The sequence below is a fragment of the Bradyrhizobium sp. 25ACV genome, from assembly GCF_054863005.1.
Genome location: NZ_JAVAYO010000011.1, coordinates 144,230 through 159,312, shown reverse-complemented (window position 1 = coordinate 159,312; position 15,083 = coordinate 144,230). Strand labels below are relative to the sequence as shown.

The 15,083-nt window shown below is 64.3% G+C and carries 12 protein-coding genes; 7 read left to right on the top strand and 5 right to left on the bottom strand.

All coding sequences use genetic code 11. The features are described from left to right. Positions 1-101 precede the first annotated feature (101 nt). The gene (locus RAD04_RS24890) at positions 102-320 is read right to left on the bottom strand and encodes a hypothetical protein (protein WP_461625878.1); all 219 of its coding nucleotides are present in this window, start codon (positions 318-320) and stop codon (positions 102-104) included. Positions 321-541: 221 nt separating this feature from the next. On the opposite strand from RAD04_RS24890, the gene glmS reads away from it, so the two are divergent. The 5 genes from glmS (at position 542) to RAD04_RS24865 (ending at position 6,240) form a co-directional block, all read left to right on the top strand. Continuing rightward, positions 542-2,368 carry a glutamine--fructose-6-phosphate transaminase (isomerizing) gene (gene glmS, locus RAD04_RS24885; protein ID WP_028144548.1) on the top strand — a complete coding sequence of 609 codons (1,827 nt, stop codon included), beginning with the start codon at positions 542-544 and terminating at the stop codon, positions 2,366-2,368. 84 nt (positions 2,369-2,452) lie between these two features. Further along, positions 2,453-3,223: a DUF502 domain-containing protein gene (locus RAD04_RS24880; protein ID WP_018317964.1), complete on the top strand. Its 771-nt coding sequence runs from the start codon at positions 2,453-2,455 to the stop codon at positions 3,221-3,223. Between the two features lie 105 nt (positions 3,224-3,328). Further along, positions 3,329-4,186 carry an NAD(P)-dependent oxidoreductase gene (locus RAD04_RS24875; protein WP_461625877.1) on the top strand — a complete coding sequence of 286 codons (858 nt, stop codon included), beginning with the start codon at positions 3,329-3,331 and terminating at the stop codon, positions 4,184-4,186. A gap of 60 nt (positions 4,187-4,246) precedes the next feature. Further along, positions 4,247-5,182 (top strand): 2-dehydropantoate 2-reductase, encoded by a 936-nt coding sequence (gene panE, locus RAD04_RS24870; RefSeq protein WP_461625876.1) that lies wholly within the window; start codon positions 4,247-4,249, stop codon positions 5,180-5,182. 44 nt (positions 5,183-5,226) lie between these two features. Beyond that, entirely contained in the window at positions 5,227-6,240 is a 1,014-nt protein-coding gene (locus tag RAD04_RS24865; protein WP_461625875.1) for a hypothetical protein, read from the top strand. A gap of 19 nt (positions 6,241-6,259) precedes the next feature. On the opposite strand, the gene recG is transcribed toward RAD04_RS24865, so the two are convergent. After that, positions 6,260-8,368 (bottom strand): ATP-dependent DNA helicase RecG, encoded by a 2,109-nt coding sequence (gene recG, locus RAD04_RS24860; RefSeq protein ID WP_461625874.1) that lies wholly within the window; start codon positions 8,366-8,368, stop codon positions 6,260-6,262. A gap of 193 nt (positions 8,369-8,561) precedes the next feature. Here recG and RAD04_RS24855 point away from each other — a divergent pair, with 193 nt between their 5' ends. Next, positions 8,562-8,852, top strand: coding sequence for an FAD assembly factor SdhE (locus RAD04_RS24855; protein ID WP_028144552.1), 291 nt, complete (start codon positions 8,562-8,564; stop codon positions 8,850-8,852). Continuing rightward, positions 8,849-12,367, top strand: coding sequence for a transcription-repair coupling factor (gene mfd, locus RAD04_RS24850; protein ID WP_461625873.1), 3,519 nt, complete (start codon positions 8,849-8,851; stop codon positions 12,365-12,367). The genes RAD04_RS24855 and mfd overlap by 4 nt, the downstream gene beginning before the upstream one ends. A 111-nt stretch (positions 12,368-12,478) precedes the next feature. On the opposite strand, the gene RAD04_RS24845 is transcribed toward mfd, so the two are convergent. The 3 genes from RAD04_RS24845 to RAD04_RS24835 form a co-directional block, all read right to left on the bottom strand. After that, positions 12,479-13,150: a hypothetical protein gene (locus tag RAD04_RS24845; RefSeq protein WP_461625872.1), complete on the bottom strand. Its 672-nt coding sequence runs from the start codon at positions 13,148-13,150 to the stop codon at positions 12,479-12,481. Positions 13,151-13,155: 5 nt separating this feature from the next. Then, on the bottom strand, positions 13,156-13,686 hold the full coding sequence (locus tag RAD04_RS24840; RefSeq protein WP_461625871.1) for a hypothetical protein: 531 nt from the start codon (positions 13,684-13,686) through the stop codon (positions 13,156-13,158). Positions 13,687-13,803: 117 nt separating this feature from the next. Next, the gene (locus RAD04_RS24835; protein ID WP_461625870.1) at positions 13,804-15,027 is read right to left on the bottom strand and encodes a GGDEF domain-containing protein; all 1,224 of its coding nucleotides are present in this window, start codon (positions 15,025-15,027) and stop codon (positions 13,804-13,806) included. Between the last annotated feature and the right edge of the window lie 56 nt (positions 15,028-15,083).

The following is a 15,083-nucleotide window of genomic DNA, read 5'->3' as shown; positions in this document are numbered from 1 at the left end:
GAGGCGGGTGTCTCGAAGGAGGGCCGCGGGCGGGATGCGGGGGCTTCATGGTTCGAGACGCGCTTTGCGCTCCTCACCATGAGGGTCTTCGTCCGTAGGCGCTATTCGTCGTCGGCGAATTCGGAGAAGATCGCGCGGGTCAGGCGCCAGCCGCGCGGCTTGGCGCGTTTGGCCGGCTCGCCTTCAGCGTGCTTCACGAAGACCGGCTTGCTTTCCTTGCCGCGCTGGGGCGGCGGCCAATGCGCCAAATGCGTGCCCGTGGTCTCGCTGGCACGCAAGTACATCGACGACAGACCTTTGCGGTCGGACGAACCTTTCATGGCTTTGCTCTCCTGCACCGGAATCGTTGGTCAAACATGTTGACAGCAAGTTAACGTGCGCGGTCTAAGGCCGGCCAATTCGACGCAGGCGAAGCCCAGGTTGCGGTCCATGCTGTCTCAATCCGCAATAAATATTGAGTATATGGTTCCCTGGGATTTTCGCTAAAAACCGAGCGCGTCGTTTAGGCGATTTTTCGACGATTTGGGGGATAGTGATCCGCATGTGCGGGATTGTCGGCATTCTCGGGCGCGAGCCGGTTGCAGAGCAGCTGGTGGATTCGCTCAAACGTCTTGAATATCGCGGCTATGACTCGGCGGGCGTCGCCACGCTCGAAGGCAAGCACCTCGAGCGCCGGCGCGCCGAAGGCAAGCTGAAGAACCTGGAGAAGCGGCTGGAAGCCGAGCCGCTCCAGGGCACCACCGGCATCGGCCACACCCGCTGGGCCACCCACGGCAAGCCCACCGTCAACAATGCCCATCCGCACGCGACCGAGCGCGTCGCCGTGGTCCACAACGGCATCATCGAGAATTTCCGCGAGCTGCGCGAGGAGCTCGAGAAGAAGGGCACGGTGTTCCACACCGAGACCGATACCGAGATCGTGCTGCATCTGGTCGACGATTTGCTCACGCGCGGCAACAAGCCGGTCGAAGCCGTCAAGCTGGCGCTGGGGCGGCTCCGCGGCGCCTTCGCGCTCGGCTTCATCTTCGCCGGCGACGGCGACCTGATGATCGGCGCCCGCAACGGGCCGCCGCTGGCGATCGGCTATGGCGACGGCGAGATGTATCTCGGCTCGGACGCCATCGCGCTCGGCCCGTTCACCGACACGATCAGCTATCTCGAAGATGGCGACTGGGTCGTGTTGACGCGCAAGAGCGCGTCGATTTTCGACAAGGACGGCAATGCCGTCCAGCGCGATAAGATCAAGCATGCCGCCTCGACTTCGCTGGTCGACAAGGCGAACTATCGCCACTTCATGGCGAAGGAGATCCACGAGCAGCCGGAAGTGGTCGGCCACACGCTGGCGCGATACGTCGACATGGCGACCGAGCGTGTCGCGCTGCCGGTCAAGCTTCCCTTCGACTTCAAGAACATCCAGCGTATCAACATTACGGCGTGCGGCACCGCGAGCTATGCCGGCTACGTCGCAAAATACTGGTTCGAGCGCTTTGCGCGCGTGCCGGTCGAGGTCGATGTCGCCTCCGAATTCCGCTACCGCGAGGCGCCCTTGCGCAAGGGCGATCTCGCCATCTTCATCTCGCAGTCGGGCGAGACCGCCGACACCCTGGCGGCACTGCGCTATGCCAAGGCCGAGGGCGTGCACACGGTCGCCGTCGTCAACGTGCCGACCTCGACGATCGCGCGCGAGAGCGAGACCGTGCTGCAGACGCTGGCCGGCCCGGAGATCGGCGTCGCTTCGACCAAGGCCTTCACCTGTCAGCTCATGGTGCTGGCAAACCTTGCGATCGCGGCCGGCAAGGCGCGCGGCGAATTGTCCGACGAGGACGAGACCAAGCTGGTCCACGGTCTCGTCGAGGTGCCGCGCCTGATGGCGGATGCGCTCACCACCGAGCTGCAGATCGAAAAGCTCGCGCACCGGATTGCCAAGTCGCGCGACGTGCTCTATCTCGGCCGCGGCACCAGCTTCCCGCTGGCGCTCGAAGGCGCGCTGAAGCTGAAGGAGATCTCCTACATCCACGCCGAGGGGTATGCCGCCGGCGAGCTCAAGCACGGGCCGATCGCGCTGATCGACGAGACGATGCCTGTCGTCGTCATCGCGCCTTACGACCGGGTGTTCGAAAAGACGGTCTCCAACATGCAGGAGGTCGCCGCCCGCGGCGGCAACATCATCCTGATGACGGACGCGAAGGGTGCGGAAGAGGCGACCGTCGAGTCCCTCGTCACCATCGTCATGCCCGACATGGCGGCGGCCTTCACCCCGATGGTCTATGCCGTTCCCGTGCAGCTGCTCGCCTATCACACGGCTGTCGTCATGGGGACCGACGTCGACCAGCCTCGCAATCTCGCGAAATCGGTGACCGTGGAATAGGCGGAAGGGATATCAGGCGGTCGCGGTCTTCCAAAACCTGCTAGAAGACTCTAGCTTGTGTGCTGCGACCGACCTGGAACCCGAATGACCCCCCGCGACGACGCGCCTGCGCCTCTTGATCCCCTGCCGGAACCGCATACCGGCCTGATGGGCCGCTTCCGCAACTATTTTCTGACTGGCCTCGTGGTGACGGGGCCGATCGCCATCACCCTGTATCTGGTCTGGTGGTTCGTCACCTGGGTCGACGGCGTGGTGCGGCCGTTCGTGCCGCTGGCCTATCGGCCGGAAACCTATCTGCCGTATGTCGTTCCCGGCTGGGGACTGGTTGTCGCATTCTTCACGCTGACGCTGGTCGGTTTCCTCGCAGCCAATCTGATCGGCCGCACGCTGGTCGATGTCGGCGAGACCTTCCTCGGCCGGATCCCGGCGGTGCGCGCCATCTATCGCGGCCTGAAGCAGGTGTTCGAGACGCTGTTCTCGGGCAAGGGCTCAAGCTTCCGCAAAGTCGGACTGGTCGAGTTTCCGTCGCCGGGCATGTGGTCGATCGTGCTGATCTCGCAATCGCCGAACGAAGACATCGCGCGCAATCTGCCGGGGCAGGAGGAGCACGTCTCGGTGTTCTTGCCGTGCTCGCCGAACCCGACCACCGGCTTCTTCTTCTATGTCCCCAAGAGCAAGATCATCGAGGTCGATCTCACCGCCGAGGATGCGGCGACGCTGATCATGTCGGCCGGCGTGGTGCAGCCGGGCTCGGCACCCGATCCGAAAAAGGCGGCGGCACTCGCGGGCATGGCCAATGCTGCGCGCATCGCCAACGCCTCGGCGCTTCAGCCCGAGCCTGCGAAGGTGGAGTAGGGCCATTCCGCTGCGGGATGGCCGCCGGTCACGCGCGCGTTGGCATCCTCTGATAGTCTCCGGTTCGCCTGAGCGCCTCGCTCGGAATTCGATCTGGAGTACATGATGTCCAAGACCATTGCGATCCTCGCACCCGGCGCCATGGGCAGCGCCGTCGCCCGCCGCCTCAGTGAGCAAGGCGCGCACGTGCTGACGTCTTTGGAAGGGCGGAGCGAGGCGACGCGGAAACGCGCGGCGGATGCCGGCATGGTCGGCGCCGATGACAATCAAATTGCGGGCGCCGACATCATCCTCTCGATCGTGCCGCCGGGCGAAGCCGTCGCACTGGCTGAACGGCTGGCCGCGCTGATCGTCAGGCGCGAGAAGAAGCCAATCGTGGTCGATTGCAACGCCGTCAACGTCGATACCGTGCAGAGAATTGAGGAGATCATCGGCTCGGCGCAGGCGCCGTTCGTCGATGGCGGCATCATCGGCTTTCCGCCGCAGCCCGGCGGTAAGAGCCCGGCCTTCTACCTGTCCGGGGAGCACGCCAACGATGTTGCGGTACTGAAGGATTTCGGCCTCGACGTGCGCATCGTGGAGGGGCCGGTCGGCGCGGCGTCCGCTCTAAAGATGTCCTACGCCGGCATCGTCAAGGGCCTCGCCGGAATCGGCTCGGCCATGGTGGTTGCGGCGACGAAAGCGGGCGCAGCGGACGCGCTGCGCGACGAACTGGCGCTGAGCCAGCCCGCGGTCCTGGCGCGGCTCGAAGTCGCGCTGCCTGACATGATCCCGAAGGCCTATCGCTGGGTTGCCGAGATGCGCGAGATTTCCGGCTTCCTCGGCCCCGATCATCCGGCCAGCCAGATCTACGAGGGGTTTGCGCGCTGGTTCGAGCATCTCGCCGAGGACGCGAAAGGCGAGGCGGTGGATGCCGAACTGATGAAGACGTTCGCCGCGGGGATCGCGCGGACGAAATCCTGACGTCGCCGAACCATCTGTTATTGATCTTGCGGGCGCTGTTCTTCTGTTGTGGGAGTTCGAATGAGAGTGCTGGTGATCGGCGCGGGCGCGCTGGGCGGCTACTACGGTGCTTGCCTCGTGCGAGCAGGCCGAGACGTGAGCTTTCTTGTGCGCGAGAAGCGGGCGGAGCAATTGCGGCGGAATGGACTGCAGGTCGTCAGCCCGCACGGCGACTTCGCCGTACAGCCGAAGCTTCTTGTGGTTGGTGATCTCAGGGAGCCATTCGATGTCGTGCTCGTCGGCGTGAAAGCCTACTCGCTCGATGACGCAATGAGCCAGTTTGCGCCTGCCGTCGGCCCCAACACGATGGTTCTTCCCATCCTTAACGGCTTGAAACATATCGACGCCCTGACCGTCAGGTTCGGCGCCGCACACGTTCTCGGTGGGCTCGCGAATGTCAGTGCCGGGCTCGATGCCGAGGGCCGGGTCGGTCACTTCATGGCCAACCAAACCATCGTCTTTGGCGAGATCGAGGGCGCACTGAGCGAGCGTGCGCTTGCGCTGGAGAAATTGCTTCAGGTTCCCGGCATCGACGTGCGCGCCAGCGAAGCGATTATGCAGGACATGTGGGAGAAGTTCGTGCAGCTCTCGACGCTCGCCGGCATCACCTGCCTGATGCGGGCAAGCATTGGCGACATCCTGGCCGTGACCAATGGCGAGCAGTCAATTTTCCGCCTTTTTGCGGAATGCTGCGCTGTCGCGACGGCCTCGGGGTCCGAGCCGCGCGCGCCGTTCATCGAATTTGACCGCAAGCTCTTTACCACGCTGGAATCGCCGCTGAAGGCCTCGATGCTGCGCGATATCGAGCGCGGCTCGATCACCGAGTCGGAGCATATTCTGGGTGACATGGCCAATCGGGCCCGTGCGCTCGACATCGACACACCGCTGCTGGACCTCGCCCGCGCGCATGTGGCGGCCTACGAGATCGCGCGGCGAAGGACTGTGTCTGCCCAATAATGCGCTAGCTGGCTGAAATACGCACCCCGTCACCCGAAGCGGTCATGACCAAGGAAATTCCTGTTCATTGGGTTTGCCAAGCGTGCCGTCAAGCGCCGGCTGCTGAGGACGTTCGCGACGATGATCCCGTGGAGCCGTACAGGCTATGTCACGAATGTGCCGATCGTCTGCGATATCGAGCGCTCCGGCCGATCGAATGGTTCAACCTTGCTGCTTTACATGGTTGGACCAAATTTCTGCTGCATGACGATTTCTATGATCAGGACGGACGGGCGTGCCAACCGGACGTGGACGAGGACGTGACCGAGGAGAAGCATGCGCCCACACTGGAAATGTGCGCCGGATCGCTTGAGCGCCTGATCGATTTTTGTGTCACGCGGTGGCGCCTGGGAAAGGAGGAATTTGAAGCGTTCAGGCCATTCGCCACCGGCACGGTTCTCGCAGAAATTGAGCATCGCGCGGATGCGGGCAATCGGCAGGTGTGGGAGACGATGGTCCAACTGTGTGCGAATGTCGTTGGTAGCCCGGCTGCGCCATGGGTACGCGCGCAATTCAATAGAGCTGGCCTTAATGGATCGCTGTTCATCTGGGCCGAGGCGGCCGCAAAGTGCTTGCCGGCCCCCGAGGGACTTCATCAGACGATCCACGCTTTACAAGCCGTTCACGGCCGCGATCTGGAGAAACAGATGTCGGCACTCTCGTGGTTTCGTACGCCGGCGGTGCTGGATTGGATCGAGACCTATGTCCCGCGCCAGAACGTCAATGCGTCCTGGGGACAGCTTGCGTCCCTTTCCGATCTGCATTGGAGCCGAGTTCAGAGCTGGCTTGAGAGCGGCCGCCCGCTCAGTCTTGTTGCGCTGGATGCGCTGGCAAGCTGTATTCCACGACAAGGCCAAGCGAGGATTTTGACTATTCTTGATCCCAAGCTGAAGGGGTGTGGGGATCGCTCGGCAATTGGACATGCTCTGCGCATATATGAGGCCGAAGACAGCGCGCCTCGCGTCGCAACGAAGTGCAGCTTTATCGTCCAGCACTTGGGTGTACTTCGCGCCGAGTAGACTTTGTTGGGGCGCTTTTCTAACCCGCCCCAATCAGCGGGATAGCCTCGTCGCGCTCATACAGATACAGCAGGCACCGCAGCGCCTCGCCGCGCTCGCCCTTCAGCTTCGGATCGTCCTTGAGGATGCGCAGCGCCTCGTCTCTAGCCTGTGTGATGAGCTGGCCGTGCACCTCCGAGCGCGCGATGCGGTAGCCGGGCAGGCCGCTCTGGCGCACGCCGAGCACGTCGCCTTCGCCGCGCAGCTTCAGATCCTCCTCGGCGATACGAAAACCGTCTGTGGTCTCGCGGATCACCTTCAGCCGCGCCTTCGACATCTCGCCGAGCGGCTCGGAGTAGAGCAGCAGGCAGGTCGAGGCCTCCGAGCCGCGTCCGATCCGGCCGCGCAGCTGGTGCAGCTGGGCGAGGCCAAAACGCTCGGCATTCTCGATCACCATGATGGTCGCCGCCGGCACATCGACGCCGACCTCGACCACGGTGGTCGCGACCAGAAGGCCGATCTCGTGGGCGGCGAACTGGCCCATCACGCGGTCCTTCTCGACGCCCTTCATCTGGCCGTGGACGAGGCCGACGCGGTCGCCGAATCGCTTCTGCAGGCTCTCGAAACGTTTGGTCGCGTTGGTGAGGTGCTCGGTGCCTTCGGCCTCGGATTCCTCGACCAGGGGGCAGATCCAGTAGACCAGCTTGCCCGCCTGCAGCGCGCGGCCGATGCTGTCAGTGACTTCAGCGAGCCGGCTGATCGAGATCGTGCGGGTTTCGATCGGCTGGCGGCCGGCAGGCTTTTCGCGCAGCTCGGAAATGTCCATGTCGCCGAAATAGGTCAGCACCAGCGTGCGCGGGATCGGCGTCGCGCTCAGCACGAGCACGTCGACCGCTTCGCCCTTGGATGTGAGTGCGAGGCGTTCGCGCACGCCGAAGCGGTGCTGCTCGTCGACGATGGCGAGGGCGAGATCGTGGAAGATCACATCGTCCTGGATCAGCGCATGGGTGCCGACCAGGAGGTCGATCTCGCCGGCTTCGAGTTGCGCCAGCAGCTCGCGCCGCTCCTTGCCCTTCTCGCGGCCGGTGAGGATCGCGACCCGCATACCGGCCCGTTCGGCAAGGGGCGCAATGGTCTTGATGTGCTGGCGCGCCAGGATTTCGGTCGGCGCCATCAGCGCCGCCTGCTTGCCGACCTCCGTGACCGCCGCGGCCGCGAGCAGCGCGACCACGGTCTTGCCGGAGCCGACGTCGCCCTGCAGCAGACGCAGCATGCGCACCGGCTGTTGCAGATCGCGGGCGATCGCCGCCGCCGCGTCACGCTGGGACACCGTCAATGCATAGGGCAGGGCGTCAATGATCTTGTTGCGCAGGTGACCGTCACCGGCGTTGCGCACGCCGGCCGGGCGGCGGAGTTGCGCGCGGATCAGGGCGAGCGCGAGCTGGCCGGCCAGCAGCTCGTCAAAGGCGAGGCGCGACCAGAACGGCTGGTCAGGCAAAATGTCCGTGAGCTCCACCGGCTGATGCACGCGGTTGAGCGCCTCAGTGATCGGCGGGAAACTGCAGCGGCGCATCACCTCCGGACTGATCCATTCCGGCAACGCCGGCACCTTCTGCAACGCCTGGGCGATGGCGCGGCGGAGCGAGCCGAGCGCCAGGCCTTCCGTCAGCGGATAGACCGGATCGATGCCGGAGAGCTTTGCGATCGCCTCCTCGTCCAGCACGCGGTCGGGATGCACGATCTGCGGGATGCCGTCGTACGTCTGCAGCGTGCCGGAGACGTAGCGCTTCTCCCCCATTGGCAGCAGTTTTTCGACATAGCCGGGCTTGGCGCGGAAGAAGGTCAGCACGACGTCGCCGGTGTCGTCGCTGGCATAGACGAGATAGGGCGCGCGCGCGTTGCGGGGCGGAGGCGGGCGGTGGCGGTCGACGGTGACCTCCAGCGTCACCATGGTTCCGACCGCGGCGTCGCGGATCTTCGGCCGGGCGCGGCGGTCGATGACCTGGCTCGGCAGATGCAGCAGCAGATCGACCAGCCGCGGTGTCTCGCTGCGGCTGAGCAGGTACTGCAGCAGCTTGTCCTGCTTCGGACCGACGCCGGGCAGGCTGGTCACGGGAGCAAACAGCGGATTGAGCAGGCTGGGGCGCATTCTCGCAACATTCGTCATGCGCGGGCTTGACCCGCGCATCCATCTTTTCAATGACGATGGATTGCCGGGTCAAGCCCGGCAATGACGGTCCCCAAACAATTGCAATAACAAAGGGCTGACATGACCGGTTCGAATGGCTATATCAGCCCCGCCCGGCACGTCCGGGCTTTCTGCGTTTGACTGGATTTGAGACATGACGGGAACGACACGATCGAGCAGCGGGCTGGACGACCGCCGCAAGCGGCTTTTGTTCCGCTGCTGGCACCGCGGCACGCGCGAGATGGACCTGATCCTCGGCCGCTTTGCGGATGCCGAGATCGGCAATCTGTCCGACGCCGAGCTGACCGAGCTCGAGACTTTGCTCGAGGTCAACGATCCCGATCTCTATGCCGCCATCACCGGCGACAAGGTGCTGCCGGCCGATGTCACCGGCGCGCTGTTTGCCCGCATCAAGGCCTATCCGATCGCGGACCGCGACGCATGAAGCAGGGAATGAAATCTCCGGCCGAGCTGCTTGCGCCCGGCCGTGTGCTGACGCTCGCCAATGTCGCCGAAGGCGCCGAAGGCCTTGTCGTCTCCGATCTCGCCCGCGCGATCGCGGCGCGGCCGAAGAAGCCGGCCGTCAGCCTTGCCGTGGTCTGCCGCGACGGCCCGCGCATGCAGCAGCTCGAACGCGCGCTGCAGTTCTTCGCTCCCGATCTGCCGGTGCTCCAGTTCCCGGCCTGGGACTGCCAGCCCTATGACCGCGTCTCGCCGCATGGCGGTATCCTGGCGCAACGCCTGACCACGCTGGCACGGCTCGCCTCGCTCACCGGCAGCGACAAGCCGCTGATCGTGCTGACCACGGTGAATGCGATCGTGCAGCGCGTGCCCGCGCGCGAGCTCGTCGCGGCGCAGGCGCTGTCGGTCGCGCCCGGCAACGTGGTGCCGATGGACACCATCGTCGCCTGGCTGGAACACAACGGCTACAACCGTTCCTCGACCGTGCGCGAGCCCGGCGAATACGCCGTGCGCGGTGGCATCCTCGACCTGTTTCCGGCCGGCCTCGATCAGCCCGTCCGCTTCGACTTCTTCGGCGACAGCCTGGAATCGATCCGCTCCTTCGACGCCGAGACCCAGCGCACGCTGCTCGACATGCGTTCGCTCGATCTGGTGCCGATCTCGGAGTTTCAGCTCGTCACCGACACGATCCGCCGATTCCGCATGGGCTATGTCGCCGAGTTCGGCGCGCCCGAGCGCGACGATGCGCTGTACGAGGCCGTCAGTGAAGGCCGCCGCCATCCCGGCATGGAGCACTGGTTGCCGCTGTTCCAGGACCGGATGGACACGCTGTTCGATTATCTGCAAGGCGCGCCCATCGCGATCGAGCCGCAGGCCGAGGACGCCGTCCGCGAGCGCTTCAAGCAGATCCAGGACTACTACGAGGCCCGGCGCGATGCGATGGAGCATCCGGCTGGCGGCGCCATCTACAAGCCGCTGCCGCCGGACCGGCTCTATTTGACCGGCGAGGAATGGACCAAGCGCGAGAGCGACATGCCGCTGCTGCGGCTGACGCAGTTCTCGGTTCCGGCTGACGGGACCAGTGTCGTCGACGCCGGTGCCCGCAAGGGCCGCGATTTCGCGCCGGAACGCAACGACACCACAGTCAACGTGTTCGAGTCCGTGGTCAGCCACGTCATGGCGCTGCACGCCCAGCGCAAGAAGGTCGTTATCGCGCTCTGGAGCGAGGGCTCGCGCGACCGCATGAATTCGATGCTGCGCGACCACAAGCTCGCCCACACCACCAGCGTCAACTCCTGGCGAACGGTGCAGGCCACCCCGCGCAACGAGACCATGCTCGCGGTGCTCGGCCTCGAAAGCGGCTTCGAGACCGACGAGATCGCGCTCATCAGCGAGCAGGACATTTTGGGCGACCGCCTGGTGCGGCCGCGCAAGGCGAGCCGCAAGCTCGATAATTTTATCTCGGAGATCACGAGCCTTGCCGCGGGTGATATCGTCGTCCACGTCGACCACGGCATCGGCCGCTTCGTCGGCCTGCAAACGCTCGATGTCGCCGGCGCGCCGCATGACTGTCTCGAGCTGCACTATGCGGCCGAAACAAAACTGTTCCTGCCGGTCGAGAACATCGAGCTGCTGTCACGCTACGGCTCGGACCAGACCACGGTCGAGCTTGATCGCCTCGGCGGCGGCGGCTGGCAGACCCGCAAGGCCAAGCTCAAGAACCGCATCCGCGAGATCGCGGGCGAATTGATCAAGATCGCCGCCGCCCGCCACCTGCACGAGGCGCCCAAGCTGCCGGTCCAGCCCGGCCTGTACGACGAGTTCTGCGCGCGCTTCCCGTATGACGAGACTGAGGACCAGCTAGGCGCGATCGAATCCACGCTGAAGGATCTCGAACTCGGCCGTCCCATGGACCGGCTGATCTGCGGCGACGTCGGCTTCGGCAAGACCGAGGTGGCGTTGCGCGCGGCCTTTGCCGTCGCGCTCGAAGGCAAGCAGGTCGCCGTGGTGGTGCCGACCACGCTGCTCGCGCGCCAGCACGCGAAGACCTTCACCGAGCGCTTCAAGGGCTTTCCGGTCAACGTGGCGCAGGCCTCGCGCCTGGTCGCGACCAAGGAGCTCAATTTGGTCAAGAAGGGAATCGCCGACGGTTCGGTCGACATCGTCGTCGGCACCCACGCGTTGCTGGGCAAAGCGATCAAGTTCCGCGATCTCGGCCTCGTCATCGTCGACGAGGAGCAGCATTTTGGCGTGACTCACAAGGAGCGGCTGAAGGCGCTGCGCTCCGAGGTGCACGTGCTGACGCTGTCGGCGACGCCGATCCCGCGCACGCTGCAGCTGGCGCTGACCGGCGTTCGCGAGCTCTCGATCATTGCCTCGCCCCCGGTCGATCGCCTCGCGGTGCGCACCTTCGTCGCCCCGCATGATCCGCTGATGATCCGCGAGGCGCTGCTGCGCGAGCGCTATCGCGGCGGCCAGGCGTTCTACGTGGTGCCGCGCATCGACGACCTCGCCGAGGTCAAGGACTTCCTCGACAAGAACGTGCCGGAGATGAAGGTCGCGGTCGCGCATGGCCAGATGCCGCCCGCGGTGATCGAGGACATCATGACGGCGTTCTACGACAGCAAGTTCGACATCCTGCTGTCGACCACGATCGTGGAATCCGGCCTCGACATCCCCAACGCCAACACGCTGATCGTGCACCGCGCCGACATGTTCGGTCTGGCCCAGCTCTATCAGCTGCGCGGCCGCGTCGGCCGCTCCAAGCTGCGGGCCTATGCGCTGTTCACGCTGCCGGCGCAGCAGAAGATCACCGCCCAGGCCGAGCGCCGTCTCACGGTGCTGCAATCGCTGGAGACGCTGGGCGCGGGCTTCCAGCTCGCTTCGCACGATCTCGACATCCGCGGCGCCGGCAATCTGCTCGGCGAGGAGCAGTCCGGCCATATCAAGGAGGTCGGCTTCGAGCTCTATCAGTCGATGCTGGAGGAGGCGATCGTCAACCTCAAGGCCGGCGTCTCCGAGCCCGCCGCCGACCGCTGGTCGCCGTCGATCACCATCGGCATGCCCGTGCTCATTCCGGAGGACTATGTCGGCGATCTCTCGGTGCGGCTGTCGCTGTACCGGCGTCTGGCCGATCTCGACACCGAGGAGGAGATCGAGAATTTTGGCGCGGAGATGCGCGATCGCTTCGGCGTGTTGCCGGACGAGGTGCGCTATCTGTTCAAGGTCGCCGCGATCAAGGCGTTCTGCCGCAGGGCCAATGTCGGCAAGATCGACGCCGGCCCGAAGGGCGCCGTCATCGCCTTCCGCGACAATTCCTTCGCCTATCCCGACCGACTGGTGTCGTTCATCCGCAGCTACGGCCAGGCCGCCAAGGTGCGGCCCGACATGAAGGTGGTGTTCCTGCAGGATTGGGAAACGCCGGAAGAGCGGCTCGTTGGGACGACGGAGATCCTGCGGCAGCTGGCGCAGCTCGCGGAGAGCAAGAAGGCGGCGTGAGGATGTCTACCTCGCCTCGCAGGTCGAAGCCGGCCAAAAATGCGTTTGCGAATCTTGCGGAGTCGCCACGGACCAAACATCGATCGAGATCGCGAACCGATAAGGGTGAGATCAATCTCTCACTGGGAAGCGTCGAAGCGGGGGAATAGCGCTGCTCAACCCTTTGATGACAGCCTCGCAATGGTTCAAGATCTCGTGGCACCGCCGAGAATGAATCGTCAAATAGGGCTCTCTCTGGCGGCCAAAATCTTGGCCGTTGATGACGAGGAACACCACCTGCCATTTTTGGTCGTGGAATTTGATCAACTCGGCTTCGATCGCTGGAAGCAGGCGGTGAAGGCCTTCTACCGAAGAAAGGAGGGCAGGTGGTATCAGGTAAATCTTGTCCCAAGCCTCATTGAGAACGGGTGGGTTGAGTACCGCGATTTCATCAGCAGAGACCTCGAAACTTTCTCCGATGTCAGGCTGATAGGCATCGATCAAGGCGATGCAAGCGGATGCGTCCTGGTGGACCCGCTCTAGTGATGTTCTTAGCCGCAAATAAAGCCCGAGCTGCTCTGCATTTCGCTTGCGCTCCGCTTCCTCACGATCGAGCTTAACCTTTGCCATCGCTCCCTGGTAGGCGAGGCCGGCTGCGCTGACGGCGAGGCCTCCCGCCATCAATGTCTGCCATTCTTTCAGCCTGGCAAGGTCGATTGGTCCCCACAGGCCAAGCCACACCGCGATGATCGCGGCGAGCATGAGGACTGGGACGATGGAGGCGTCGGGAAAGCGCAAATTCATTCATCTTAGCTTCGTATCGTCTCGATATCCGCCGCGAGCAGCAGGGCTAACCCCTTAACCGTTTGCAGCAGGTCGTCGACCTCCGATTTGAAAAGGCCGACAACGAGCTGGTCGGCTTCATTTTTTGCCAGTCGCTTCAGCGTGAGGTCAACCCAAGGCGCCTTTTGTCGGATTTTGACAATGGCTGATATTTGCTCAGGAGTAAAAAGATCGAGCCTCTTCCAAGCACCGTCAATTTCTGGGGGAAGTGGAAAACCAGGTTCACCGCTCAGTAGTCGAACGTAAACTCCAAGCCCTACTGGGGTAGCCGCGTCCGCTCTGTATACGGTATCTAGTCGGCTCGTTGCGCCCTCAATGACGGATTGGAGCTGAAGAAACAGCGCGAGTTTTTCGCTTTTGCGCTCAGATGCAGCTTCATCCCTATCAAAACGGAGCTTCAGCATAGCGCCGCGGTAGGCGATGCAAGCAGCTGTGAGTGCCACGCCAGCAGAAATCAGCGTCTGGAAATCACGAACGGTTTCGTAGAGAGCGCTCATCTCTACAGCATGGCAGCACAATCACTGGTTGTCGAGGTGAGATTGCCGCGGCGTCCGCGATTCATCTTCGCGCCGCTCCCGCACAATTGAAAAACCCGCAGCTAGGTGCGAAGAAAATTAAGACGCCGCCCTTGACGCATCCGCCGACAGCCGCGCCAGCAGCGAGCGCGCATTATCCGACGGCGACAGCGAATCCACGCTGACGACGGGCTCGCTGCGCATCTCGTGCTTGCCGTTGGAGGTGTGCCGCATCACCGCCGAGAGGCGGCGGGCAATCATGTGGGCGGTGCGGAAGTCGGTTTCCGCGAACACGACGATGACCGAGCCGTCCTTCTGCGCCGCGCCGAAATCCATCTGCCGCATCAGCCGGCTGAGGATGCGGGCGGCATCGAGCTGGGCGCGGGAATTGCCGGGATCGAAAGCGAAGCGCGCGACCGACAGGCCGCCGCCGCGGGCCAGCGTCTGCTCGACCGCCTTGGAGAAATCGCGGGCGAAGGCTTCCACGGTGAGCAGGCCGCTGCGCGGATCGAGCCAGCCGCCGGCATCGATCGAGCGCAGCGTGCGGCTCAATTGTGCTTCCATCGCATGCTGGCGGATCAGGGGCAGCGCGTTGGCCGCGACCTTCGCCGGCTCGCCCGGGATCAGCTCGAGATTGGGCAGGTCGTAGGTCTGCGTCAGCTGATGCGCGGTGACGACGACGGGCAGGCTGCGGAAGCGGGTGTCCTCGGCGAGCACCGTGAGAAAGGCGTCGGTGACGCGCGCGGTGAAACCTTCGGCGAGCACGACGCCGTCGAGGTCGCGGGTGTTGAGGTGTTTCGCTGCGGCCTCGATCGAGAGCGCGCCGACCACACCGGCGCGCTCGCCGAGCGCGACGGAAAGCGCAGGATAGGCCGAGCCCCGGCCGATCAGGAGCACAGTGGCATCGCGGGCGGGATCGCCTTCCGGCAACGCGACCTTCACTTCCGGCAGTCGGCGCAGCACAGTGGCGTGCAGGGTGCGCACGCGCAAAGCGGCGCGAAGCCGCGCGATCAGGCGGTCGGAATTGCCGCCGCGCGAGGAGAAGGGCAGGGCGTTGTGGGGCAGCATGCCCATCGCATCGAGGGCCACGAAGGGAAGGTAGAGCGATTGGTCGGCGATCTTCCTTGCCAGCGGTGCGATATGCGGCTCGTGACCGCCGGACATCTGGGCGAGAACCGCGGCCGGCTGGACCTGCTCGACCGCCCGCGCTGCGCTGGCCCAGTCGGTGTCGACGACGGGAAAGAGCCGGGCCTCGTCCAGCGCCGCAATGAAGGGCGGCCGCTCGGCATTGGACACAAACAGGATCGGGCCCGCCTGGGACATTCGCAAAACTCTGATCACGCGACAGATACCGCGCAATCTAGTTTGGCCGCCTTAAT